Origin of the sequence: Coleofasciculus sp. B1-GNL1-01, assembly GCF_040220235.1 — a bacterium.
In the GTDB taxonomy this organism is placed as follows: domain Bacteria; phylum Cyanobacteriota; class Cyanobacteriia; order Cyanobacteriales; family Coleofasciculaceae; genus Coleofasciculus.
In genome coordinates this window covers 1-24,818 of sequence record NZ_JAVJTO010000147.1, presented here as the reverse complement: position 1 = coordinate 24,818, position 24,818 = coordinate 1, and the positions used below count along the sequence as shown (strand labels likewise).

Below are 24,818 nucleotides of genomic sequence, written 5' to 3'. Positions count from 1 at the left end.
ATCTCTGTGTTTAAGGTTATGAAAGAAGTTCTGGCTGTCATCAGGATGAACAAAATTAACCAGACGAAAGCAGCATTAAGCAAAGCTGGTTTTCCATCCGTGACAGCGGTGAAAGTAGTCGGTCGAGGCAGGCAAGCCGTGGACTTTCAGTTAGCGAAAGCGATTAATGAAAATCCCCAAGATAGCAGTGATTTGCTGCCCCTTCTGGCTCAAGGACACCGTTTAATCCCTAAACGTATGCTCAGTTTGGTGGTTCCCGATGACAACGTTCAGCAAGTGGTTGATGCCCTGATTCAAACCAATCAGACCAGCAACCCAGGAGATGGAAAAATCTTTGTTCTGCCCGTTGAGGATAGTGTCCGCGTTAGCAGCGGCGAAACAGGAGCCGTCGCGATTGATGAAATGGCGGGTTAAGGTTTCCCAGCGAAATGTAGGGGCGGGTTTACAGATAACAGTTTGGTACACATCGATAACTTGACTAAATCCGCCCTTCTAGGAAAGTAATTAAGACAGGAGAAAACGATTATGAGTCCCCATGATTCAGATACCTTGAAATTAGAAAAGGCGACGTATGAAGTAGACCCGAAAGACGTTACCAAAGAGATGGTATCGCCCTACCCAGCCAAAGTTGCCAGAAAACGGGCAAAGCATATCGTGATGCGGGACCCGTCCATCGAAGGACAGGAAATTCAGGCGAATGTGCGAACCGTTCCTGGCATTCTCAACACCAGACACTGTGCCTTTGCTGGCTGTAAAGGGGTGGTTGTTGGTCCCTTTGGTGACGTGCTGCACATTGTTCACGGACCAGTGGGCTGTTCTTACTACACCTGGATGACGCGACGCAACCAGTATCGTAGCCGTGAAGATGGCAAGAATTACATGAGCTACTGTGTCACCACTGATATGCAGGACTCTGATATTGTCTTCGGCGGTGTGAAAAAGCTGCGTCAGGCAATTCAGGAAGGTTACGACATCTTCAAGCCCAATGCGATTACGGTGACGGCAACTTGTCCCGTGGGGTTAATTGGTGACGATATTCAAACCGTTGCCAAAGAGATGACAGAAAAGTTGGGCATTTCGGTTGTTGCATTTAACTGCGAAGGATACAAAGGCGTTTCCCAGTCTGCGGGTCACCACATTGCCAACAATGGCTTCTTTAAAAATTGGGTGGGTGAAGGCGAAGCAACAGACGAAGAAATTGAAGGCTTCACCGTCAACCTTTTGGGTGAGTACAACATTGGCGGCGATTCCTATGAAATTGAGCGGGTGCTTGAGAAGTGTGGAATTAATGTGATTGCTACATTCAGTGGTGATGGCACTTACGATGCAGCGACGAAAGCCCATTTAGCTAAGTTGAACTTGGTCATGTGTCACCGCTCAATTAACTACATGGCGGAGATGATGGAGACCAAGTTTGGGGTTCCCTGGACAAAGGTCAGCTTCATCGGCGTTCAAGCGTTTGCCAAGTCCTTGCGTAAGGTTGCCCGATTCTTTAATGATGAGGCACTTACCCAGCGCATTGAAGAGGTGATTGCTGAAGAAGTGGCTGCCGCAGAAGCGGAAATTGCCCCGATTCGAGAACGGTTGCAAGGCAAGAGTGCGATTCTGTTTGTGGGCGGTTCTCGCGCTCATCACTACCAAGACTTGTTTGCAGACTTAGGCATCAAAACCATTGCTGCTGGCTATGAGTTCGCTCACCGGGATGACTACGAAGGTCGTCAAGTTCTACCGTTGAAAGTAGACGCCGACTCCCGTAACGTCGAAGAGTTGCGTGTCGAAAAAGACCCAGAGCGCTACAAACTAACTGCTGACCCAGCATGGGTGGAGCAGCTTAAAGAAGAAGGGTTCCTGAATCGGTACGAGGGGATGATTTCGGAGATGGGTGAAGACACGTTGATGATTGATGACATCTCCCATCATGAGCTAGAAACTCTGATTAAGCGCCTCAAGCCCGATATCGTCGGTTCCGGGATTAAGGACAAGTATGTGATTGAGAAGTTTGGCGTTCCTTGTAAGCAACTTCACAACTACGACTACGGTGGTCCGTTTGCCGGATTCCAAGGTGCGGTTAATTTTGCCAAAGATATCGATATGCGGATTAACAACCCCACTTGGAAGTTAGTTAAAGCTCCCTGGCAGAACTAGCCAATGTAGAGACGCGCCATGGCGCGTCTGAGAGCAAAAAAGTTATCCGTTAATTCTTGCGAGCAGGGCGGGTTTAGTCACATCTAGGTTGAACAAGCAACGTTAATAGTGAAACCCGCCCCTACAGACTTAAACCCACAAAGGAGAACCAGAATCATGTTAGAAGCAACCCCTAAAGAAATCGTTGAACGCAAGGCGCTACGAATTAACCCGGCTAAAACCTGTCAGCCTATTGGTGCAATGTACGCCGCATTAGGGATTCACGGCTGCTTGCCCAACTCCCACGGTTCCCAAGGCTGCTGTTCATTCCACAAGTCTCACCTGACCCGCCATTACAGAGAACCCATCATGGCGGCAACCAGCGCCTTTACTGAGGGTTCCTCTGTGTTCGGCGGTGGTGCAAACCTCAAGCAAGCTCTGACCACTATTTTTACCGTGTACAACCCGGATATGGTGGCGGTAAGTACCACTTGCTTATCGGAAACCATTGGCGATGATTTACCCACATTTATCCGCCAATCCCGTGAATCTGGGGCAGTTCCCGAAGGCAAATATGTCATTCACGCCAATACTCCCAGCTACGTCGGGTCTCATGTCACCGGCTGGTCGAATATGACCAAGGCGATGGTGACCTATTTATCGGCAAAAACCGAGACGCCGAATAACAAGCTCAACATTATTCCGGGCTATGTCGAACCCTCCGACGTGCGGGCGGTTAAGCAGTTGGTGACCCAAATGGGGATTGACGCGATTGTATTCCCGGATACCTCGGATGTGGTGGATACACCGAAAACCGGTGATTTTCAGATGTACCCGAAAGGCGGGACACTGATTCCCGATTTAATCGACACCGGGAATAGCACTGCCACCTTAGCCTTGGGTAATTTTACCTCAGAAGCCGCCGCGACAGCCCTACAAAACAAGTGCCAAGTTCCGGCTCGTGTCCTAGACTTACCCATTGGTCTTCGCGCCACTGACCGCTTTGTCCAAGCCTTGATTGAATTCAGTGATGTCACGCCACCTGAGTCCCTCAATGATGACCGAGGACGGTTGGTTGATGTGATGACGGATATGCAGCAGTATCTGTATCGCAAGCGGGTTGCGGTATACGGTGACCCTGACCAGGTGATCTCTGCGACTGAGTTCCTCGTAGACTGCGGGATGTTACCAGTTTACGTGATTACGGGTAGCCCGGTTGGTAAGCGCTTTGAAGAACGGGTCAAAGATATCCTCAAGGATACCGTTCCCGATGCTGTGGTTGCAGCTAATGCAGACTTGTTCTACTTGCATCAACTGATTAAGAATGAACCAGTCGATTTGCTTCTGGGCAATGAATACGGCAAGTATATCGGTCGTGATGAAGATATTCCGATCGTGCGCTTCGGTTTCCCCATTTTAGATCGCGTCGGTCACAGCTACTTCCCCACAGCTTGCTACTGGGGTGGTATCTACCTGCTATCTAATATTTGCAACACCTTACTCGAACGCCTCGACCGGGATGCTCCCGATGAGCTGTTTGAATTGGTTCGCTAGAACGCGATCGGGGCGGGTTAATTCGGATAATTGGTGTCACCTGATGTGACTAAATCCGCCCCAAATCCAAGGTTGGAGTTAGTCCTAAAAAACTCAAAAATCATCCTTAATTTTTCATCCTTTTTAAGGGGGTTTATCATGCAGAAACCTGAACACCATATCTTCGTTTGTTCCAGCTTTCGAGTCAATGGCAACGCGAAAGGAGTTTGTCAGAACAAGGATTCTACAACGTTAATCCAGTATCTCGAATCAGAAATCACCGATCGCGGTTTAGACGCTCTGGTTTCCTCAACGGGATGCATGAATCTGTGCAACAACGGACCTGTGATGATGGTTTATCCAGATAATTACTGGTACGGCAATGTTGATGAAGAAGCCATTGACGAAATCCTCGACGCCTTAGAAGACGGCAAACCTGCTGAGGATTATCTGTTTGTTAGTTAAATCTAAAGCACTCGCCTTAAACCGCCTTGGGTTCAAACCCAAGGAACCAAACGCGAAAGTCGTCTAAAGACGACTCGCTCAGAATTCTAGAACATTTCAAAGAAAGGATTAGTAAAGGGCGACCCGAGTCAATTAATTGAATGGATATAGTTGTTGATTTGTACAAGCGGGTCGCCCCTACACGAAAGAATTCCAGTCGTCTTTAGACGACTTGAGCTATAAGCCAAGAACTTGAGTTCTTGGCGGATGTCGGGGCTTACTTATTCCCCGCCTTTTCCGCTTCTTCTAAAAGCATTTTTGTACAACGTTTGTGAGCCTGACGATATGGAACCTGTTATTTTCCAAGAACGTGAAAAGCAAATTCACCGCAAAGGAAACCAACCGTTTAATCTGGAATGTAATAAAGATAGTCTGGCGGGTGCAGTTAGCCAACGGGCTTGCGTATTTTGTGGTTCTCGCGTTGTTTTATACCCCATCGCTGACGCGGTTCATTTAGTCCACGGACCCATCGGCTGCGCGGCGTATACCTGGGATATTCGCGGGGCGCTTTCATCGGGTCCAGAATTGCATCGGTTGAGTTTTTCCACGGATTTACAAGAACGGGATGTCATCTTTGGGGGTGAGAAGAAACTCCATCAGGCGTTAACGGAACTGATTGACCGACATCACCCCAATGCGGCGTTTGTTTATTCAACTTGTATTGTGGGGATTATTGGTGATGATTTAGAAGCGATATGTCGGCGAGTTAGCCAAGAAAAAAATATCCCCGTTATCCCGGTTAAATCAGAAGGATTTAAGGGCAACAAACGGGCGGGCTATAATGCTGCTTGTACTGCCATGTTTCGCTTAGTGGGGACAGGGGATACTACCGGAATTTCTCCTCGCAGTATTAATATTCTGGGTGATTTTAATTTAGCCGGAGAAATTTGGATTATCCGCGAATATTTTGAACGCATGGGTGTCCAGGTTGTTGCCAATATCACAGGCGATGGTAGAGTTGGAGATATCGCGCGATCGCACGGCGCTGCACTCAATGTGGTTCAGTGTTCTGGGGCGACGATGGACTTAGCCAAAATGATGAAAGAAAAGTATGGAACTCCGTTTCTACGAGTGTCCTACTTTGGTGTCGAAGACATGGCGGAAGCCTTGTATAAAGTTGCCCGCTTCTTCGAGGATGACCCAGACATTCTCAAACGCGCTCAAGACTTAGTGCGGGAAGAATTAACCCTGTTGTATACTAAACTGCAAGAGTACCGCAAAGACTTACAAGGTAAAAAAGCGGCGATTTATGTGGGCGGTGCGTTCAAGGCTTTTTCCTTAGTGAAAGCCTTCCGACTTATCGGCATGGATGTGGTGATGGTGGGTTCGCAAACGGGAACCAGCGAAGATTACCGAGAACTCCATGAAGTTACCGATGACGGCACAATTATTGTAGATGATTCTAACCCCTTAGAACTCTCGGCATTTTTGAAAGAAAAAGATGTAGATATCTTTGTCGGTGGTGTGAAAGAACGACCGATTGCCTATAAGTTAGGACTTGGATTCTGTGACCACAACCATGAACGCAAGGAAGCGTTAGAAGGGTTTCTGGGAATGGTGAATTTTGCTAAGGAAGTACATAGCACCGTTATGTCTCCCGTCTGGAGATTTGTGCCGCGTAAAAATCAAGCCTTGAACTCAAGTTCAAGCTAAAAGCTTAAACCCGTTAAAACGGGTTGTTCGTAGTAGGCACTTTAGTGCCTCAAGTTGTAGGGTGTGTTAGCGAAGCGTAACGCACCATTATTCCTCAAACTTAAGTTGTAGGGTTAGCGTTCACGCCGCGTTTCCAAAGGGTAGCGTAACGCACCATTATTCCAGGATTGAAATGATAAACCATTACCTAATTCGCTGCCACCGATAAAACCATGTCTAAGAAACTCAAAATTAAGCAAAAAACCGAAGCTTACGTTTCCACAACCAACGCCTGTAAACTGTGTAAACCTCTGGGCGCTTGTATTGCCTTTCGTGGAATTGAGGGAACCGTACCCTTTCTGCATGGATCACAAGGCTGCGCTACCTACATGAGGCGTTATATCATTAGTCATTTTCGCGAACCCATTGACATTGCCTCATCTTCCTTGAGTGAAAAACACGCCGTTTATGGCGGAGGACCCAACCTGAAAAAAGGTATCCTCAATGTCATGGATAAATATGGCGCGAAAGTTGTGGGAATTGCCACCACTTGCTTAACTGAAACCATTGGTGATAATGTTAGTGGGTTATTGAGGGAGTTTAAGGAAGAATTTGGCGATAAGGAATTGCCAACCTTGTTAAATGTCTCCACCCCCAGTTATAGTGGCACCCACATGGAAGGTTTCCATGCTACAGTGCGGGCAGTTATTGATCAGTTAGTAACTGAATCCTCCCCAACTCCCTCTTTGCAAGAGGAGAAAGCCAAAGTCAATCTTTTACCTGGATTAGTTTCTCCCGCCGATATCCGTTATCTAAAAGAAGTTCTCGATGATTTTAATTGTCCAGGAACGATCCTACCGGATATCTCAGAAACCTTAGACGCCCCCGCACAAATGGACTATGAAAAGATTCCGGAAGGGGGAACGCCAATTGCAGCGATTCAAAGTATGGGACATTCTGACGCCACGATTGAGTTCGGTCAAGTGTTGCAACGCACGGGTAATTCTGGGGGTCAACTTCTGGCTGAACGCAACCGTGTGCCCCTGTACGCCTTGGGGATGCCGATTGGGTTGCGAGAGTGCGATCGCTTCTTTGAAGCCCTAGAAGAGGTTTCTGGGTGTGCGACACCAAGAAAACATCAACTGGAACGAGGGCGGTTAGTGGATGCCTATGTTGATTCCCATAAATATCTGTTTGGTAAGCGGGTAGTTGTTTATGGGGAAGAAGATTTGTGTGTCGGATTAACGGCATTTTTAGCCGAAATCGGCATGAAGATAGTCTTATGTGCATCAGGAGGAAATAGTGGACAGTTTCAGGATGCGATTAATGCGGTTACTTCGGATATTGTCACCGAACCGCCAATCGTTAAAGAAGGATTTGATTTCTATGAAATTTCTGAAGAAATCGAAAGTCTAGACCCCGATATGTTGATTGGAACCAGCAAAGGATATTCCTTGACTAAAAAACAGCAAATTCCCCTAATCCGCGTAGGCTTCCCCATTCACGATCGCTTTGGCGGACAGCGGATGCTACATCTGGGGTATCGCGGGACTCAGAACCTGTTAGATCGGATTGTGAATGCCATTATCGAGAAGAAGCAAGCTGATTCACCAGTGGGGTATGGCTATCTTTGATTTGGTCATTTGTCATTAAGCTGTTCGGCATTTAAACCTTAATATCAATAACGGCGAAAGCCTTGTAGTGCGAGCATCTTGCTCGCTACTAATACCCAATTTAAATGCATGACAGCTTAGTCATTCGTCATTCGTTCACAAGTAATCATTCGTCACTAACTTAGTCTTGATAAGTTTCCGAAAATTCAACTCATCACTTCAGGAGAGAAAACCATGACAGCCACAGTTAATTTAGAAAATCACCCTTGTTTTAATGTCAAGGTAAAAGGACAGTTCGGACGAGTCCATTTACCTGTAGCACCCAAGTGCAATATCCAATGTAATTATTGCAATCGCAAATATGATTGCGTTAACGAAAGTAGACCCGGTGTCACCAGCACTATTCTTTCTCCCGCCCAAGCCGCTGTTTACATGGAAAAGGTATTAGAGAAAGAACCGAGAATCAGTGTGGCTGGAATTGCGGGTCCGGGTGATCCCTTTGCCAATCCAGAGGAAACCTTAGGTACAATGCGGCTGCTGCGGGAAAAGTTTCCCGACTTAATCCTCTGCTTGGCGACCAATGGCTTAAATCTCAAACCCGAATATATCGACGAAATTGCCGAAATTGGCGTCAGTCACGTTACCGTTACCATCAACGCGATCGACCCAGAAATTACCCGCAAAGTTTACCGTTGGGTACGCCATGAAAAGTCCGTTTATCAGGGCTTAAAAGGTGCGAAGTTACTCTTAGAACGGCAATTAGAAGCTGTAAAAGGGCTAAAAGCTGCCGGAATTACGGTTAAAATAAACTGCATCGTTATGCCCGGAATTAATGACCATCATGTGGTTGAAGTTGCCAAAACCATGGCAGAACTTGGGGCAGATTTATTTAATGCGATGGCGATGTATCCCACCGCCGAAACGCCATTTGAGGGATTGACTGAACCCGATGGGATTACGATGGCGAAAATCCGCAAAGAATGCGAGGAATATTTACCGCAAATGCGCCATTGTACACGCTGTCGGGCAGATGCTGTGGGACTTTTAGGCGCAGATCAGTCCGAAGAATTCCACGGGTGTTTGATTGCTTGTTCTAAGAAAGTGATTCCCATTGAAGAAAAAGAACGCCCTTATGTCGCTGTAGCAACCGTTGAAGGAATTCTGGTGAATCAGCATTTAGGTCAAGTGGATCAGTTTCAGATTTGGCAGAAAACAGATCAAGGCTTTACCTTAGTGGAAGAACGTCTCGCCCCTGACCGTGGAAGTGGTTTTGAACGGTGGCAAAAAGTTGCCAATATGCTGAAAGATTGTCGGGCAATTTTAGCCAGCAGTATTGGCGATAACCCGAAAGAAATTTTGACCAAGTGTGGTGTGCTTCCGGTAGAAATGAGCGGTTTTATTGAGACGGGATTGCAAGCCGTTTATGAAGGAAGTGATTTGTCAAAGCTGAAGGGCAAACGGCAAGTAGCGGCTGGTAAAGTTGGAGAATGTACCGGGAGTGGCTTAGGTTGTGGTTAAACCGTTTGTAGTTGCGCTGTCTTCGCCATAAACGCTGCCATTTATCACCGCAAATTGTAGGGTGCGTTAGCAAAGCGTAACGCACCGTTTTTCTTTTTCCTTATTATTGGTGGGTTACGGCGGATATCTGATTAAATAGTTATTCCTCTTTATGGAGTTACCGCCTAACCCACCCTACAGTTAATTATAATTTTTTTTAATCTTAAATAAAAATAACAAAGAGCGATTAAGCAATTATTTGTAGCTTGGAATACTAGATGCCTATTTTTAATGATAAACAATAACAATAATCACCTTAATCTGATCATGAAATGCCATAAATGATGCATCTCCGTAATAGTTTTTCTAAGCACATTAAAGGGATAAAATTATGCTGTATTTAGCTGAAGTCAAAAAAAATCATTCCTGGATTGGCAGTCGGGCAACGGTACTTAAACTGCAAGCCTATTGCCAAGAAAGAAGCCGACAAATTTGGCGCACGGTTCAAGATGAAGTAATTATCGCCACCCAAGTCAAGCATATTAATAAAGGTATGCTGGTCTTAATTGAGGTCACTTCAGATAGACAAGTTTGTCAAGTTTATTCGACGACAGCCGGACCAATTGTTAACATTCTCCAAGCCTTTACATATCTGGAAAAGCAATGGACAACGTATACCCAACGCTGGGAAGATTTGAAACTTTCTCTGCTGCTGCAACAGCAAGAACTCAATCGTCATGAAACTAGAATTCAGGAACTGGAAGAAAAATTGCAGCAAGCCTTGGCAAGGCGAGCAAGACGGCGGTATCAGTAGTTTTGAAAACATTTTTATCAGGATTCCCGCTTGGCTGACAATTTTTGTGAGATGAGAAAAGTCCTATCCTAATTAAGTCAGGGCGCACATCTGTGCGCCCCTACGATTCCGGGCTGCTGTTGACTGGTGAAAACTGAGGATTTGGGACAACCCAATGTTCAAGCACGCACCCTTTAATCTGTTGCCACCATGACATCTGTCGCTTTAACAACAGCATAAGCTTCCTTACCTTCGGCGAGACCAAGTCGTTCCGCCGAAGACTTGGTGATAATTGCCGTCATTTCCACCCCAGGAGCAACTTCTATAGTCACCTCACTGTTAACGGCTCCAGGTACAACCTTTTTTACTGTCCCTTTAAAGGTATTACGAGCGCTAACTTCCATAGTTCAATCCCTAATTTAGTCATTGGTTAACCAGCTAATAATACCAAAAATTACTGAATTTTCTGATTTTGCTGAATAATTTGATAAAAACAGCAAATTGTATGATTTTACTCACTTTTGCACTCGCAGAACTGATATAGCCAAGGCAGACTATCGAAGACAAAATACGTAATGGTCTTTATCTCACAGCAGTTACTACAGCAGTTAATCCAAGAAGACGTTCCCTATTTTGATTTAACCACCCAGGTGTTAGGGATTGGCGATCGCATGGGGACAATCCGCTTTACCACTCGCGCCAAAACCGTTTTAGCTTGCACCGAAGACGCCGCCAGTATCTTACGCCAAACTGGGGCAGACGTGACAACAATCTTGGCGACAGGTGAAATCTTGGACGCAGGTGTCACCTTTCTCAGTGCTACCGGAAACGCCGCCGCCTTGCATCTGGCTTGGAAACCTGCCCAGAATTTACTGGAATATGCCTGTGGAGTCGCCACCAAAACCTACAATCTAGTGCAATTAGCACAAGCGGCGAATCAAGATGTGATGCTTTATACCACTCGCAAAGTCATCCCAGCAACCAAACCCATCGCCGTGAAAGCCATCTTAGCGGGTGGGGCATATCCTCATCGACTGGGACTTTCAGAAACTGTTTTAATCTTCCAACAGCATCTCAACTTTCTGGGCGGAATTGACTCCCTCATTCAGCAACTACCCGTAATTAAGCGTCAGGTTAAAGAAAAGAAAGTCATTGTTGAAGTTAAAGATATGGCTACCGCCTTTAACTTAGCCGCTTCAGGTATAGATGGAATTCAATTTGATAAAGTAAACGCTGAGGCATTAACCGAGGTAATTCCCCAACTCAAGTCCATGAATCCAACCCTAATGACCTTGGCGGCTGGCGGGATTAACGATGCTAATATTGCTAACTATGCAGCAACGGGCGTAGATGGGTTGGTGTTAACGGCTCCCTATTATGCCAAACCTGCTGATATCCAGGTAGAAATGGTTTGTACGGGCGGGTTTAGGGAGTTACTTTGATTTATTGATGATAACGTTTCTACAAAACCCGCCCAGACCTGCTAACTTGGTAAGTCATGGTTCAGATTAGTACGATGCTCCTATCAACACCTTCTGTCAGTCATTAGCTGAGGCAACAGGGAAATGAAAAAACGACGTGTTTTCTCAATGGCATGGATGGTTGCGACATTCCTAATCGTTGTGGGTTGTTCTCAAGGGACACCTCCGAACCCTTCCGCTACGCCACCCGAATCAGTAGAACTCACGGTATCAGCAGCGGCTAGCTTACAGGATGCCATGAAAGCGATCGCGCCCCTGTATACTCAAGAACAAGCTCACGTTACCATTACCTATAACTTTGGGTCTTCCGGTTCTCTGCAACAGCAAATCGAACAGGGAGCGCCTGTGGATGTCTTTCTGTCCGCCGCGCCAAAACAGATGAACGCTTTGCAAGAGAAAGACTTACTGTTAACGGATACACGCAAAGACTTATTGAAAAATTCAATTGTTCTGGTTACACCAAAGGATAAAACCGATATTTCTAATTTCAAAGGATTAACGACTGATAAAGTGAGCAAAGTGGCAATTGGCGATCCCGAAAGTGTACCCGCTGGACAATATGGGAAAGAAGTCCTAACTTCACTGAATTTATATAAACCCATCCAAGATAAACTGGTTTTCGCCAAAGATGTGCGCCAAGTCCTCTCTTATGTAGAAACCGGGAATGTTGAGGCAGGTTTAGTCTATGCCACGGATGCTAACGTATCAGATAATGTCAAAGTTGTCGCTACAGCATCAGAAACGTCTCACGCACCAATTATTTATCCTGTTGCGGTATTAAAAGAGAGTAAAAATCCGGATTCAGCAAAAGAATTTGTGCAGTTTCTCTCAACTGAACCCGCTAAAGCTGTGTTTGAAGAGTATGGTTTTAGCTTGGCTAGCGATTAACAATTGAAAGGATTAAAATACCTATCAAACTGAGCAATGGTGCGTTACGTTTCACTAACGCACCCTACTATTGTAAATGTCCTTCCCCAACCGCCAACTCCCTCTGCGTACCTCTGCGCTTACCTCTGCGTACCTCTGCGTTAAAAAAATAATCCTGCCATTTCACCGTTTAATCGAGGCGAGTTTATAGGTTAGGTTTATAGGCTAAGGTTCCCTACTACGAACCTAATATATAAAAAAGATAGTTAAACTACAGAAAACCCTAGGAAAAGCTGAGATATTATCAATCGAACTATCCCCCAACCTTCTCGCCATAATTCGATTACTGGACGAATAGAATGCCCTATTCAGATTTATCTCCACTGTGGATTTCGCTAAAAACCGCATTTGTCGCTACAATCTTCGCTTTCTTAGTGGGAATTGCCGCCGCCCGATGGATGTATGGCTATCGCGGTAAAGCAAAAGGATTAATTGATGGGTTTTTTACTCTCCCCCTGGTACTCCCACCAACAGTTATCGGTTTTCTGCTACTGCTGCTTTTGGGCAGAAATAGTCCTGTGGGACAACTGTTAAAGCACCTAGGAATTACTATAATATTTTCCTGGTCAGCAACGGTAATCGCAGCTACAGTTGTGGCGTTTCCTTTAATGTATAAAACGGTACTGAGTGCCTTTAAACAAATTGACAAGGATTTGATTCATTGCGCTCGGACATTAGGGGCATCAGAATGGCGGATTTTTTGGCAGATTCTATTACCCTTGGCATTACCTGGTGTGGTTTCGGGAACCATTTTAGCCTTTGCCAGGGCTTTAGGAGAATTTGGTGCCACATTAATGTTAGCAGGTAGTATTCCCGGCAAAACTCAAACCATGCCGATCGCGATCTTCTTTGCCGCAGAAGCAGGTAAGATGGGGGAGGCGTTAAACTGGGTGTTGCTGATGGTGGCGATCGCACTCGTGGTAATCGCCGCAATCAACTACTGGTCAGGAACACAGCACTTCGCCAAGTGGCACGCGATCGCGCATTGGTTCTCCTGGCTTCCCCCTTTTGAAGGGGAACGGGAGGGGGATTTAAAAAGGGGGACAAGAGGGAGATATAAAAGGACGGACTACAGAGGGATCAGATATGGCAATAAAGGACTTTTTGTTAACCTAAAAAAGCAATTACCTGGATTTACCTTAGACGCCCAATTAGAAGCCAAGGGAAAACCTTTAGGACTCTTAGGCACATCCGGTTCCGGTAAAAGTATGACACTGCGCTGCATTGCGGGATTAGACTCACCCAACCAAGGGCGAATTGTTCTCAATGGACGAGTTTTATTTGATTCGCAACGGGGGATTAATATTCCCAGTCGTCAACGCCGGATTGGTTTTGTGTTTCAAAATTATGCCCTATTTCCTCATTTAACCATTGCCCAAAATATCGGCTTTGGGCTGCAAAATTTGCCCAAACTGGAACGCAGACAGCGCATTGCCAAATATATGGAGATGATGCAACTGCAAGGCTTAGAAAACCGCTATCCTGAGCAAATTTCCGGCGGACAGCAACAGCGAGTTGCTTTAGCTAGGGCTTTGGCAATTCATCCAGAAGCCTTACTCTTAGATGAACCCCTTTCCGCCCTGGATACCTATTTACGCAGCCGGATTGAAAGGCTGTTGAGTGAAACGCTTTCCACGTATGAAGGCGTGACGCTATTTGTCACCCATAAGCTAGAAGAAGCTTATCGAATTTGCCAGAATTTACTGATTCTTTCCCAGGGAAACGTGATTGCTAATGATACCAAAGAGACTATCTTTGAACGTCCTCCTAGCTTTGAAGTCGCCCAGGTTACTGAATGTAAAAACTTTTCCTCCGCCCGGATGATTGAACCCCAAACAATTGAGGCGCTAGACTGGGGCTGTACGCTTCAGGTGGTTGAACCAATTCCTAACAAATTAACGTATGTAGGAATTCGCGCCCACCACTTCACCTTTCCCCAGCATCCCGATGGAGAGAATACCTTTCCCTGCTGGCTGGTGATGACCAGTGAGACGCAACACCGGACAACTTTATATATTAGACTGCATCAGCCTCCAGGTCACGCCCAAGACTACCACCTACAAGTTGAGGTTTACAAGGAAAAATGGGCAAATCTTAAAGACCGCCCCTTTCCCTGGTACGTTCGTTTAGACCCATTGCGACTGATTTTGATGGAACAATAACTGACGATTATGTCCGGAAACCTTGACAAAAACCGGGATCTACAAACTTGACCCATTAAGTATTCTTATGTATAAGAAATGGTTAAAATTAGGTTAAAATCAGAGAACATCCCTCATGTTTAGGGAAGGTAAAGTAGATACTATTTGGCTAATGCTCAAGGTAGGAACCTTAATTCGGGTTATCCGCCCTGAATATGCTGCGGGTATTCAGGGGATTATCCAAGGTCGTGAAGAGTCAGGACGTTGGATAGTTCGCTTAGAACAAAATTTAATGAATCCGAATGACGTTCCTCTGATGTTGTCTCTGGATGAATCTGACTTTGAAGTGATTCAGCCTGAGTAGTGGTTCGGTTATTTTTTGAGACGCTTGTTTGCATTACTCTGCCTCAATGTAATTGATTGTAAACAAGTTTAATTTTATAGCAATAAATTGCAATATTTCTCAGAAAATAATAGTCTCAAAAAGATAATTTAAATACAAAAAACCACAAGAGAGGCTGAGATACTATTCATCAGTTGAACTATCTCATCCTATTTCTTTGGCAGAATAGTCACGCCTCCTAACCTTCCCTTAGTCAGGTGAGGTGGTGGGTGGGGTAGATCAAGTGTAATGTCTGACGAATTGGTATTACCCAGGTTTCTAAGAGAGGTTAGCAACGATGTCTCAAGACAATGTGATCAATTTACTCGAAGCAGGCGGAAAAGATAAAAAATTGCGAGCTAAATACGACGCCCTCAAAACCAAGGAAGAGTTTGTGGAACTGGCGGCTACTGATGGTTACGAGTTTACCGTCGCTGACTTGGATGCTGTTTTGAAAGAAGCCGGAGACTCGTGGGAAGAGTCAGGCTTTCCACCTCGACGTTTGATTTGGTGGTAGGTTGTCATTCGTCAAAACACTGATTTCACGGATTTATTGGAGAGATAGGGGTAGGGAGGTGAGAGCTTATTGACACTGATTACACAGACAAGGAAAGTTCTCTCATCTTCCCCATCTTCCAGACGTGCCATGGCACGTCTCTACATTGTTCCCCATCTCCCCCATCTCCCTCATCTTCCTACCGTCCACTTACATTACCTCGCAAACTTTCTTCCTGTCGCTTGAGTGCGGCTAAAAGTTCGGCATTTTGCAGGATAACGCCAACTTGATTATTGAAAATTTGCATGTATTTCTGATCACTGTCATCAAAACTGGTTTGGAAATACTCCGGGGCGGCTTGGGAAAACCCATGAGTCTCAAATTCCCACAACTCGCCCGGTTTACGCTTATTCACTAATTGTGTCACCCCCAGCAAATCTCCATCGGGACTAAAGACAGGCATACAGAGTAAACTACAAGTACGATACCCTGTCTTTTGATCCGTTTGCTTTGCTGTTTCCGAATTAAAATGATCATACAAATCAAAGGGAATATTCAACGGTTCCCCCGTCATCGCCACTTGACCCGCATACCCTTGTCCAATTGGTATACGCAATTCTCGGAGTTCACCCTCGTCAAAGCGAATTTTTGTCCACAATTCCCCGGCTAAACGGTTAACTAACCATAAGGTACTACGATCAGCATTTAATAGTTGTTTAGCCGCCCCCATCACTCGTTGTAAAATATCTTCCATCTCTAGAGAACCTTGTACACAACGGGCTGCTGCCATTAATGCCGCCGCGACTCGTTGTCCGCGTGCTGTTTTATGATAGGAACGGAAGCTTTCTAGAATCATTTGAATTAAAGGGGCATTTTCGGCAAATCGTTCTTCATCGGTGCGGCTAAATCCTTGTTTATCGATGCGTTCCGATAAAGCTGCTGTAGGATTAGCTACCCGCTTTAATTTGTTGAGTAACTGAACAACAGCGACTAACTCCCCTTGGTCATTTAAAAGAGGAATTGCTAACATGGTATACGTCCGATATCCGGTTCTTTTATCCTGTTCCTTTGCCATCTGCGATCGCGGATCATCATAGAAGTCAAAAGGAATATTAATCGTTTGCTTGAACCGGGCGACTTCGCCAACAATTCCTTTATCCGCACTCATGCGAATTTCTAGGGAACCACTCCCCTCATCTTCAGCAACAATTGACCAAAATTCCTTCTTTTCTTCATCGAGTAAAAAAATCGTCGTGCGATCGGCAGATAAGGATTTACCCGTCTTCAACGTAATCGATCGCAACGTACCATCCAGAATATCATCAAACCCCTGATTATCCATCACCGTATTCAGCATCGCTAGGGTTTGACTGACGACATTTTGCTGGTGACTATCCGCCTTTTGCTTTATGCGCTCAAACTTCTGAGCATTTTGCAACGCTACCCCCGCCTGAGAGTTAAAAATCTGCATATATTTTTGACTATTAGCATCAAAACTTGCCTGAAAACATTCCGGCGCTTGGGGCCAATCGGCGGGGTTATAATCAGGAAATTCCCCCGGTTTGCGTTTATTCACTAACTGGGTGATACCGAGGAGTTCACCATCGGGACTAAAAACAGGCATACAGAGTAAACTACAGGTGCGATAACCTGTTTTTTGATCGGTTTCTTTGGCGGTGGTTGAATCAGGATGATCGTACAAATCAAAGGGAATATTTAACGGTTCTTGCGTTTGGGCAACTTTCCCGGCAAACCCTTGCCCAACATGGACTCGCAGTTCTCGCACCGAACCATCTTCAAAAGGAATCTTTGTCCACAACTGCTGCTTATCTGCATCTAATAACCAGAGGGTACTGCGATCGGCATTCATCAGTTTCTTCGCCGCATCCATGACTCGTCCCAAGATTTCTTCGGAATTTAAACTACTGTGAGACAGAGAATGTGTAGCTTCGGTGAGGGCTTCAGCGGCTTGTAACCGTTGGGTTAATTTATAACAGTATTGGCATCGCTCTAAAATGCGTAAAATAGTTGGCGCATATTCATCTAACTGGCGTTGATCGGTGAGGGTAAACCCTTGTTGGTCAATGCGTTCCGATAGAGGCGCTTGGGGATTGTTAAACCGTTTCAGTTTATTGATTAGTTGAATCACCGCAATCAAGTTCTGCTGTTGATTGGCGATGGGATAAACTAATTCATTGTAAATCGCATAGCCATTGGCTTGATTGAGTTTATCGGGAATGGTGTCTGGGTTCTCTTGGCGAAAGTTAAAGGGAATCTCACTAAATTTCTTAAAGTTGGTCAATCGGGCTTCTGTTTCTTTATTGGTAAGGATTTGAATATCGGGAAAGGTTTTCCCTTCATTCCGGGCAATAATCGACCAAATCTGATTTTGCTGATCATCAATAAAGATAATCGTCGTCCGATCCACGCTCAAAGCTTCTCCCATTTTTAGGGTAACTGAGCCTAAAATTTCATGGAGGATATCGGCAAAATCCTTGCCTTCCATAAAACTCAGCATGGACAGCAGTTTTTGTTCTTGCTGAGTAACAATTTGCTCAAAGCTAGCCTGCAAATCGGCTAAAGCTTTGTTCACCCAACTGTAATTAAAAATGGCGGCATAGATACGATTACAGACACGCAGTTTTCCCCCCTGCTTAATTGCCACTCCAGATAAACATAATTCCCGTTGTTCAGAACTATCGCAGGCGTGAACCTCCCCCTGTTGTAAAATTTGCTGATAAAGCCCCAAGAGTCCCCGATTTCGCTGTCCAATTCGGAACAGGCGATCGCGAATGGTTTTTAGATGAGGCGGTTCATCGGTGGCTTCCCAGTTTTCCAGGATACGCTGTTGGACAATCTGTGCTACCCATTCCTCTTCGTTTCCAGGAGTCGGGGAGGAGTCGCTATTGATAATTAAATGACAGAGTTTTTGAGTGAGAAAGGGTTGTCCCCCTGTCCAGTCTAAAATAGCGGCTAAAATCCTTTGGGCTTGGCTAGATTTATTAGCTAATCCAGCGGCTAAAGGTTGGGCTTCAGCTAACTTAAACCCATGCAATTCAATCGCACGACCTAAATTAAACGGCGTCCGTTTCTTATCTTGAATTAAATCCGCTGGCGTCGCCACTCCAAACAAAGCAAACGTCAGCCGATCATATTCATTACAAGCCCGCAGCACCGCAAAAAAATCATCGGTGCGAAAGTTTAAACTGAGGATACTATCAATTTCATCAATAAAAATGACCACCCTTTGGGGGATAGACTCCAGCAGCACTTGTTCGATAAACTCACTCAAGCGTTGGATAGGGGGTAGATATTCGCGATCGCGTAGCCACGCCCTTAAGTTAAACCCCCGCAGCGCCGGAAAACTCGTCACCAAGCGTCTCATCATCCCCGCATACCACTGATCGGCGGTGATATCCTGGGAACCGATTTTAGTCAAATCAATCGCCGCACAAGCAAAACCCTCCCCTTGCAGTTTATGCATCACCCGCACCCGCAAACTGGTTTTACCCATCTGGCGGGAATTAAGAACATAACAAAACTCACCCGCCTTCAACCCCTGATAGAGTTCCGTATCCGCCTGTCGCACCACATAGCTAGGGGCGTTGAGTGGGAGATGACCCCCAACTTTGTAGGGGGAGGTGATAGGTTGGGCTTTACTCATGAGGGCTGCAATAGGTAGAAGACACCAGATTAGGGATTTGAATTAAACCGCCTTGGGTTTAAACCCAAGGCTAAAAGCTCAAGTCGTCTAAAGACGACTGGATAAGAGTTTCAATCCATTCTAATATTCGTTTAGTGACCTTGTAGGGGCGCAAGGCTTGCGCCCAGAAAACCTATACAACACATTCCACCACTTCAGCTATATCAATCTGGTGTGATCGCAACTCTTGTAAACGGCTGTAAATTAGTGAAGTCGGTTTAAAATAGAACAAGTCAACGTGCCGAATCTTGCTAAAGTAGCTTCACAGTTTCTTTAGCAACATTTAATGCTTTTTGTTTCAATTTGGTTAATAATAGCCGATGCTTTTTCCGTTCCCCAAAAACCTTTAATTTCAACACTATCTATAATCATAGAATTCCTCTCTTATATTTATATAATGAGGGGTCTGTTGGATTGACTGGTGTTTTCAAAACCTACAGTAATTATTATTATGATTCGTTTTCTCCCTCCCATTCATTTACCAACTCACTCGGTTCACCCGGATAAAAGCTATCCTCTAAAATTTCCGCCAAACTGTAGGGACACGTCTGGGGAAAGGTTTGTTCTGGCAAGTCAGTTTCTCCCATTGCCAGATCTCTACCGTTCTCGTAAGCTAAAACCAGTGCATCCTCAAGGTAAGGCTTTAGACTTGGGTTGTCTTTGAGCAACTCTAGCGCATCACGGCGCTGTACGCGAATCGTCGCCAGTAAACTCCGACTCCGGCGTTGCGGTTGGTACTCCCATTTCAACAAATGTCCAATCAGCACCCTCAACCGATTTCGCAATTCCTGGCGTTGCTGTTTCCCCAAGGATTCAATCTCCTCAATCAGATTGCCCAAATCAAGCTGATTCCACTGCTGTTGGCGGAGTAACGATGCTTGTTCCTGCGTCCAAGCATAAAAATCGGTTTCGTAGAGGTTGGGTGTAGGTATTGCTGTCTGTTGATTCGTTTCTGGCACTGGCATCACGATTTTCCCACCTCAACGTCTCTCTATAATAGTAGTAGAACTGTTCTATGTAGGCGCGATCGCAACTCCTGCAAACTTCGATTAGTGAAGTAGGTTGGGAAAACGCAAGGAAACCCAACACCATAGACAAGCCTATTAGGGGCATCTCGTCTTGCACCCAGAAAAGCTGTATACCACATTCTCAACTTGAGGTGTATCAATCTGGCGCGATCGCAACTCCTGCAAAAAAAGCATGTCAGGGACAGCATAAAATGTTCAAGTTAACCAAGGGAGTTGGGTTACTCTGACCATAAGGCAAGAGCCTACGTTCCAAGAGCCCAACCTACTTACGTTGACATGCACCCCCTGCAAACTCCTGTAAACTTCTGTAAATTAGCAGAATGTTGTCTTACCTCATACAGCCAAAAGCTATGATCAACGATAGTACCCTGCAACGATAAGTGAGGAAGCTGGTGAGCGAGGAGTTAATTACCAATATTTACAACGCCTTCGATCCATTTCAACCGTTAGAACCCGATGATCCGGTTTATGTGGACTGTCATCAAGTACGCGGAGATGAGAATATTTTTCGCGAGTTGGGCAAGAAAATTATCCGCTCGAAACAACCCACTTGTCAACTTTACACGGGACATCGAGGGGTAGGTAAATCAACGGAACTCAAACGTCTCAAAAAGCATCTGGAAGAAAAAGGTTTTTTTGTCGTTTACTTTGCGGCAGATCAGGAAGATATTGACTCGGAAGATGCCCAATACACTGATATTCTCCTCGCTTGTACCCGGCATATTTTGGAAGAACTCAAAAATCTGGCGAGTCCCCAACCCTTGCAAGAGTGGTTGAAAGGGCGATGGCAATCTCTGAAGGATTTAGCCTTGACCGAAGTGTCTCTGGACAGTGTGAGTTTAGAGACGACAATCTCCCAATTTGCTAAACTAACAGCAACATTAAAAGCTGTTCCCAGTACACGAGAAACCATCCGCAAGCAAGTTGATATCCATTCAATTTCTCTAATTGATGCCTTAAATGAATTTATCACGGAAGCGAAGACCCAATTAACCGACTCGAAACTGGCTGTAATCGCCGACAACCTCGACCGAATTGTACCCGTAACTCGCGCTGATGGACGCAGCAATCATGATGAGATATTTTTAGATCGATGTGGACAACTCAGGGCGTTACAGTGTCATGTTATCTATACTGTACCCATTTCATTAGTGTACTCGAATCGAGCCACCCAAGTGCGAGATAACTACGGAGACTGCCAAGTTTTACCGATGATTATGGTGCGAAATACCGATGACTCAGTTTATAAACCTGGATTAAAAACACTCAAAGAACTGATAGGTAAGCGAGTCGGTCAATTTGCCCCTGATGCGTCCCTGGATACCGAAATTTTTGATAAATCTGAAACCATTGAGCGATTGTGTTTGGCGAGTGGGGGTCATGTGCGGGAAGTAATGCAGTTGATGCAAACAGCACTCGACTGGACAGATGATTTACCCATTACTAACAATGCCGTACAACGAGCGATTACCAAAGCCCGTAATAACTATCGTAATGCAGTAGATGCAGAAGACTGGCAGAAGTTAGCCGAAGTTTCGGCATCAAAAAGCATTCCTAACGATCTTGATTATCGCAATTTATTATTTAACCGCTGTTTGTTAGAATATCGCCATGTCGATGAAAGGGGAGAAATCAAGCGTTGGCATGATGCCCACCCATTGATTAAAGAAATTGATGAATTTCGAGAGGCGCTTGATACAATGAAGAAAGGAGAATCAGCCTAATCCCGATGAAGCCAATCCCAGCCAATTTTATTGATGATTTTCCTCTTGATTTAGGGGAAGACTATCAACCGCTACGGCGTGCCTTAAAGCGGCGCCGAGGATTTGGCTTGCTGTTTGTCCGCTGTTCTCCCGCCCAAGGGGAACGGTTGATTGCCAGAGTACGAAAGGATATTCCCCAGAAAACAGTTGATGTTTTATCCTTAGACGAACCTATTGATAATCTCTACGAAATTATTGACAATCTCCCGAATAAAGACAAGATTGATATTTTGTTTATCAAGGGACTTGAAAAATCGTTGGTGGACTATATCAAGCCTGGGATTGGGGGAGAAGGTGACTACTATAAGGAAGACACTGTACCTCGCATTTTAGGTCATTTGAACCTTCAGCGAGAACGATTCCGCGATGATTTCCCGATTTGTTTTGTTTTTCTTCTGCCATTGTACGCTCTTAAATACTTTATCCGTCGCGCTCCAGATTTTTTTGATTGGCGTTCTGGAGTGTGGGAATTTCCGACGAATTCAGACTTAGTTGAGCAAGAAGTAAACCGGATTATTTCTAAAATAAACTCTGAAGAGATTTTAAGACTGGCTACCTCAGAACGAAAAGAAAAAATATTTGAAATCCAAGAAATAATTAAAACAAGTAATCATGAATTCAACATTAAAGCGGCTTTATTGACTACACAAATTAGTCTTTGTTTGACTATTAATGAATTTAAAAAGCCATTAAAAGACTACCAAAAAATACTCCAATACCATCTGGAAAATAGTTACAAAAACCTCGCTCCAAACCCTAGTACAATAATGTTACAGGGGTTGATCTTTTTGATTGGTAATGATTTTCAGGAGGCATTGGCTAGCTTCGACCAATTATTAGAACTCGAACCTAAAAATTCCTACATTTGGTGGATGCGGGGGATAACGTTATCTTATTTGGCAAGGTACGAAGCTGCTCTAGCCAGCTACAACAAAGCCTTAGAAATCCAACCTGATAATTATGATGCCTGGTACTTTCGGGGTATTACGCTATCTGATTTGAAAAGATATGAGGAAGCGCTCGCTAGCTACGACAACGCCCTAGAAATCAAACCTTACAATTATTATGCCTGGTATAAGCGAGGCATTGTGCTATCTTTGCTGGAAAGATATGAGGAAGTGATCACTAGCTGCGATAAAGTCTTAGAAATGAAACCTGATAATTATGATGCCTGGTATCTTCGGGGTAATGCGTTATCTTTGCTGGCAAGATATGAGGGCGCAATCGCTAGCTACGACAAAGCCCTAAAAATTAAAGCCGATGACCACGATGTTTGGAAGTGTCGAGGTCTTGCACTGGATAACTTGGGAAGATATGAGGAAGCGCTCGCTAGCTACAACAAAGCCCTAGAAATTCAACCTAACAATCATCATACCTGGAATCTTCGGGGTAATGCGTTATCTTTGCTGGAAAGATATGAGGAAGTGATCACTAGCTTCGACAAAGCCCTAGAAATTCAACCTGACAATTATTATGCCTGGTTTTTCCGGGGTATGGTGCTATGTTTCTTGAAAAGATATGAGAAAGCGCTCGCTAGCTACGAAAAAGCCCTAGATATCAAACCTGACAACCACGATGTCTGGTATTATCGAGGTATTGCGCTATCTAATTTAGGAAAATCTGAGGAGGCGTTCACTAGCTTCGAGAAAGCTCTAGAAATTCAACCTGATCATCAGGATACCTGGTGCGCCCGGGGTATTGCGCTATATCATTTGAAAAGATATGAGGAAGCGATCACAAGCTACGAAAAAGCTCTAGAAATCCAACCTGATAACCACAATGCCTGGTATAGTCGAGGTAATGCGCTATATGACTTTGGAAGACATCAGGAAGCGCTCGCTAGCTACAACAAAGCCCTAGAAATTCAACCTGATAATCATCAGACCTGGTGCTTACGGGGTATTGCGCTATATCATTTGAAAAGATATGAGGAAGCGATCGCCAGTTATGAAAAAGCCCTAAAATTTAAACCCGACTACCACTATGCTTGGTACGGCAAAGCCCGCTGTTATGCTTTGCAGGGTAATGTTGACTTGGTAATCGAGAACTTGCAGCAAGCTATCAAGTTGAATCCTGACAAATACCGAGAAATGGCTAAAACTGACTCAGATTTTGACAGCATTCGGGAAGATCAGCGGTTTCAAGCGTTGATAGTACAAGTAGGTTGGGTTGAGCGACAGCGAAACCCAACAGACTAGCCCACTGGTGTTGGGTTACTCTTCGAGAAGGCTTCGCCTACGTTCCTCAACCCAACCTACAAAGATAACTGGCGTTGGGGCGTTGGGTTACTCTTCGAGAAGGCTTCGCCTACGTTCCTCAACCCAACCTACAAAGATGGCTACAAAGATGGCATATTATCTTATATTGTAGTAAAAGTCTCAGATCCTGAACCATGCGATATCGTCGATCTAGGACACCTGGAGTCACCTACTTTTTTACTGTCATCACCTATCAGCGTCAAAAAATTTTCCATCACGCAGAAGCGGTTGAACTACTGCGTCAAGTCTTCCGTCATGTTAAACAAAATCATCCCTTTAACATTGATGCAATGGTGGTACTCCCCGATCATCTTCATTCCCTTTGGACATTACCACCAGACGATGCTAATTTTTCTACTCGTTGGCGATTGATTAAAAGTGAATTTACTCGTCTTTGCCTAGACTCCTATAAGCAGCAATGTTCGTTATCCCGGTTGAGTAAGGGAGAACAAGCTGTATGGCAACGTCGATTTTGGGAGCATCAAATCCGAGATGAAACGGATTTTCTTCATCATGTTGAATATATTCATTACAACCCTGTTCATCACCGTTTAGTAAAAGCACCAAAAGATTGGGCGTATTCAAGTTTTCACTATTATGTTAGAGATGGTATTTATGCGGCGGATTGGGGTGCAGAGGAAGCGGTAAAATTTGGCGTTGATGTGGGACGGGAGTAGATGTTGGGTTTCCTTGCGTTTTCCCCACCTACGGTAATTATAATTAGGAGTCGGTTTATCTCTCCAATTCATTGATCAACTCTCTCGGTTAACCCGGATAAAAGCTATCCTCTAAACTGAAGTTCCCCCCCGTCCAGATGTACTACAGGGGACTGAACCCCTACTGCATAAGCATTTTAGCAATTTAGCCCCCTCAAATCGTACCCATGTATATTTAAGATTTTCTTAATAGTCTTGGGGAAAAATCTGTGAGACAATTGTAGTCA

At 44.9% G+C, this 24,818-nt stretch carries 19 protein-coding genes; 16 read left to right on the top strand and 3 right to left on the bottom strand.

Features of this window, described 5'->3' with window-relative positions:
* Positions 1 to 18 precede the first annotated feature (18 nt).
* The 8 genes from RID53_RS32975 (at position 19) to RID53_RS32940 (ending at position 9,717) form a co-directional block, all read left to right on the top strand.
* A complete protein-coding gene (locus RID53_RS32975; RefSeq protein ID WP_446392111.1) occupies positions 19 to 414 on the top strand; it encodes a P-II family nitrogen regulator in 396 nt (131 codons plus the stop codon).
* 111 nt (positions 415 to 525) lie between these two features.
* A complete protein-coding gene (gene nifD / locus RID53_RS32970) occupies positions 526 to 2,145 on the top strand; it encodes a nitrogenase molybdenum-iron protein alpha chain (RefSeq protein ID WP_446392110.1) in 1,620 nt (539 codons plus the stop codon).
* 156 nt (positions 2,146 to 2,301) lie between these two features.
* On the top strand, positions 2,302 to 3,678 hold the full coding sequence (gene nifK, locus RID53_RS32965) for a nitrogenase molybdenum-iron protein subunit beta (protein WP_446392109.1): 1,377 nt from the start codon (positions 2,302 to 2,304) through the stop codon (positions 3,676 to 3,678).
* A 138-nt stretch (positions 3,679 to 3,816) separates the two neighbouring features.
* Entirely contained in the window at positions 3,817 to 4,122 is a 306-nt protein-coding gene (locus RID53_RS32960) for a (2Fe-2S) ferredoxin domain-containing protein (RefSeq protein WP_446392108.1), read from the top strand.
* A 324-nt stretch (positions 4,123 to 4,446) separates the two neighbouring features.
* Complete coding sequence (gene nifE / locus RID53_RS32955) at positions 4,447 to 5,814, top strand: nitrogenase iron-molybdenum cofactor biosynthesis protein NifE (protein ID WP_446392107.1); 1,368 nt, start codon at positions 4,447 to 4,449, stop codon at positions 5,812 to 5,814.
* Positions 5,815 to 6,026: 212 nt separating this feature from the next.
* Positions 6,027 to 7,427, top strand: a complete 1,401-nt coding sequence (locus tag RID53_RS32950) for a nitrogenase component 1 (RefSeq protein ID WP_446392106.1) — start codon at positions 6,027 to 6,029, stop codon at positions 7,425 to 7,427.
* Positions 7,428 to 7,640: 213 nt separating this feature from the next.
* The gene (gene nifB, locus RID53_RS32945; protein WP_446392105.1) at positions 7,641 to 8,924 is read left to right on the top strand and encodes a nitrogenase cofactor biosynthesis protein NifB; all 1,284 of its coding nucleotides are present in this window, start codon (positions 7,641 to 7,643) and stop codon (positions 8,922 to 8,924) included.
* Between the two features lie 370 nt (positions 8,925 to 9,294).
* Positions 9,295 to 9,717 carry a hypothetical protein gene (locus RID53_RS32940; protein ID WP_006099040.1) on the top strand — a complete coding sequence of 141 codons (423 nt, stop codon included), beginning with the start codon at positions 9,295 to 9,297 and terminating at the stop codon, positions 9,715 to 9,717.
* 173 nt (positions 9,718 to 9,890) lie between these two features.
* Here RID53_RS32940 and RID53_RS32935 read toward each other — a convergent pair whose 3' ends face one another.
* Positions 9,891 to 10,100 carry a TOBE domain-containing protein gene (locus RID53_RS32935; protein ID WP_446392104.1) on the bottom strand — a complete coding sequence of 70 codons (210 nt, stop codon included), beginning with the start codon at positions 10,098 to 10,100 and terminating at the stop codon, positions 9,891 to 9,893.
* Positions 10,101 to 10,271: 171 nt separating this feature from the next.
* Here RID53_RS32935 and modD point away from each other — a divergent pair, with 171 nt between their 5' ends.
* From modD to RID53_RS32910, 5 genes are all read left to right on the top strand, one after another.
* On the top strand, positions 10,272 to 11,138 hold the full coding sequence (gene modD / locus RID53_RS32930) for a ModD protein (RefSeq protein WP_446392103.1): 867 nt from the start codon (positions 10,272 to 10,274) through the stop codon (positions 11,136 to 11,138).
* A gap of 123 nt (positions 11,139 to 11,261) precedes the next feature.
* Positions 11,262 to 12,065, top strand: a complete 804-nt coding sequence (gene modA, locus RID53_RS32925; protein WP_446392102.1) for a molybdate ABC transporter substrate-binding protein — start codon at positions 11,262 to 11,264, stop codon at positions 12,063 to 12,065.
* A 338-nt stretch (positions 12,066 to 12,403) separates the two neighbouring features.
* Positions 12,404 to 14,266, top strand: a complete 1,863-nt coding sequence (gene modB / locus RID53_RS32920; RefSeq protein ID WP_446392101.1) for a molybdate ABC transporter permease subunit — start codon at positions 12,404 to 12,406, stop codon at positions 14,264 to 14,266.
* A 115-nt stretch (positions 14,267 to 14,381) separates the two neighbouring features.
* Positions 14,382 to 14,609 carry a hypothetical protein gene (locus tag RID53_RS32915; RefSeq protein WP_446392100.1) on the top strand — a complete coding sequence of 76 codons (228 nt, stop codon included), beginning with the start codon at positions 14,382 to 14,384 and terminating at the stop codon, positions 14,607 to 14,609.
* Positions 14,610 to 14,925: 316 nt separating this feature from the next.
* A complete protein-coding gene (locus tag RID53_RS32910) occupies positions 14,926 to 15,144 on the top strand; it encodes a Nif11-like leader peptide family natural product precursor (RefSeq protein WP_006098795.1) in 219 nt (72 codons plus the stop codon).
* Between the two features lie 178 nt (positions 15,145 to 15,322).
* Here the strand turns inward: RID53_RS32910 and RID53_RS32905 are convergent, their stop codons facing one another.
* Entirely contained in the window at positions 15,323 to 18,787 is a 3,465-nt protein-coding gene (locus tag RID53_RS32905) for a GAF domain-containing protein (protein WP_446392099.1), read from the bottom strand.
* 488 nt (positions 18,788 to 19,275) lie between these two features.
* Positions 19,276 to 19,791, bottom strand: a complete 516-nt coding sequence (locus RID53_RS32900; protein WP_446392098.1) for a DUF29 domain-containing protein — start codon at positions 19,789 to 19,791, stop codon at positions 19,276 to 19,278.
* 455 nt (positions 19,792 to 20,246) lie between these two features.
* Here RID53_RS32900 and RID53_RS32895 point away from each other — a divergent pair, with 455 nt between their 5' ends.
* The 3 genes from RID53_RS32895 to RID53_RS32885 all read left to right on the top strand — a co-directional run bounded on the left by RID53_RS32895 (position 20,247) and on the right by RID53_RS32885 (position 24,552).
* Positions 20,247 to 21,578, top strand: coding sequence for an ATP-binding protein (locus tag RID53_RS32895; RefSeq protein ID WP_446392097.1), 1,332 nt, complete (start codon positions 20,247 to 20,249; stop codon positions 21,576 to 21,578).
* Between the two features lie 5 nt (positions 21,579 to 21,583).
* Complete coding sequence (locus RID53_RS32890) at positions 21,584 to 23,815, top strand: tetratricopeptide repeat protein (protein ID WP_446392096.1); 2,232 nt, start codon at positions 21,584 to 21,586, stop codon at positions 23,813 to 23,815.
* A gap of 194 nt (positions 23,816 to 24,009) precedes the next feature.
* Positions 24,010 to 24,552 (top strand): REP-associated tyrosine transposase, encoded by a 543-nt coding sequence (locus RID53_RS32885; protein ID WP_446392095.1) that lies wholly within the window; start codon positions 24,010 to 24,012, stop codon positions 24,550 to 24,552.
* The last annotated feature ends 266 nt before the right edge of the window (positions 24,553 to 24,818 follow it).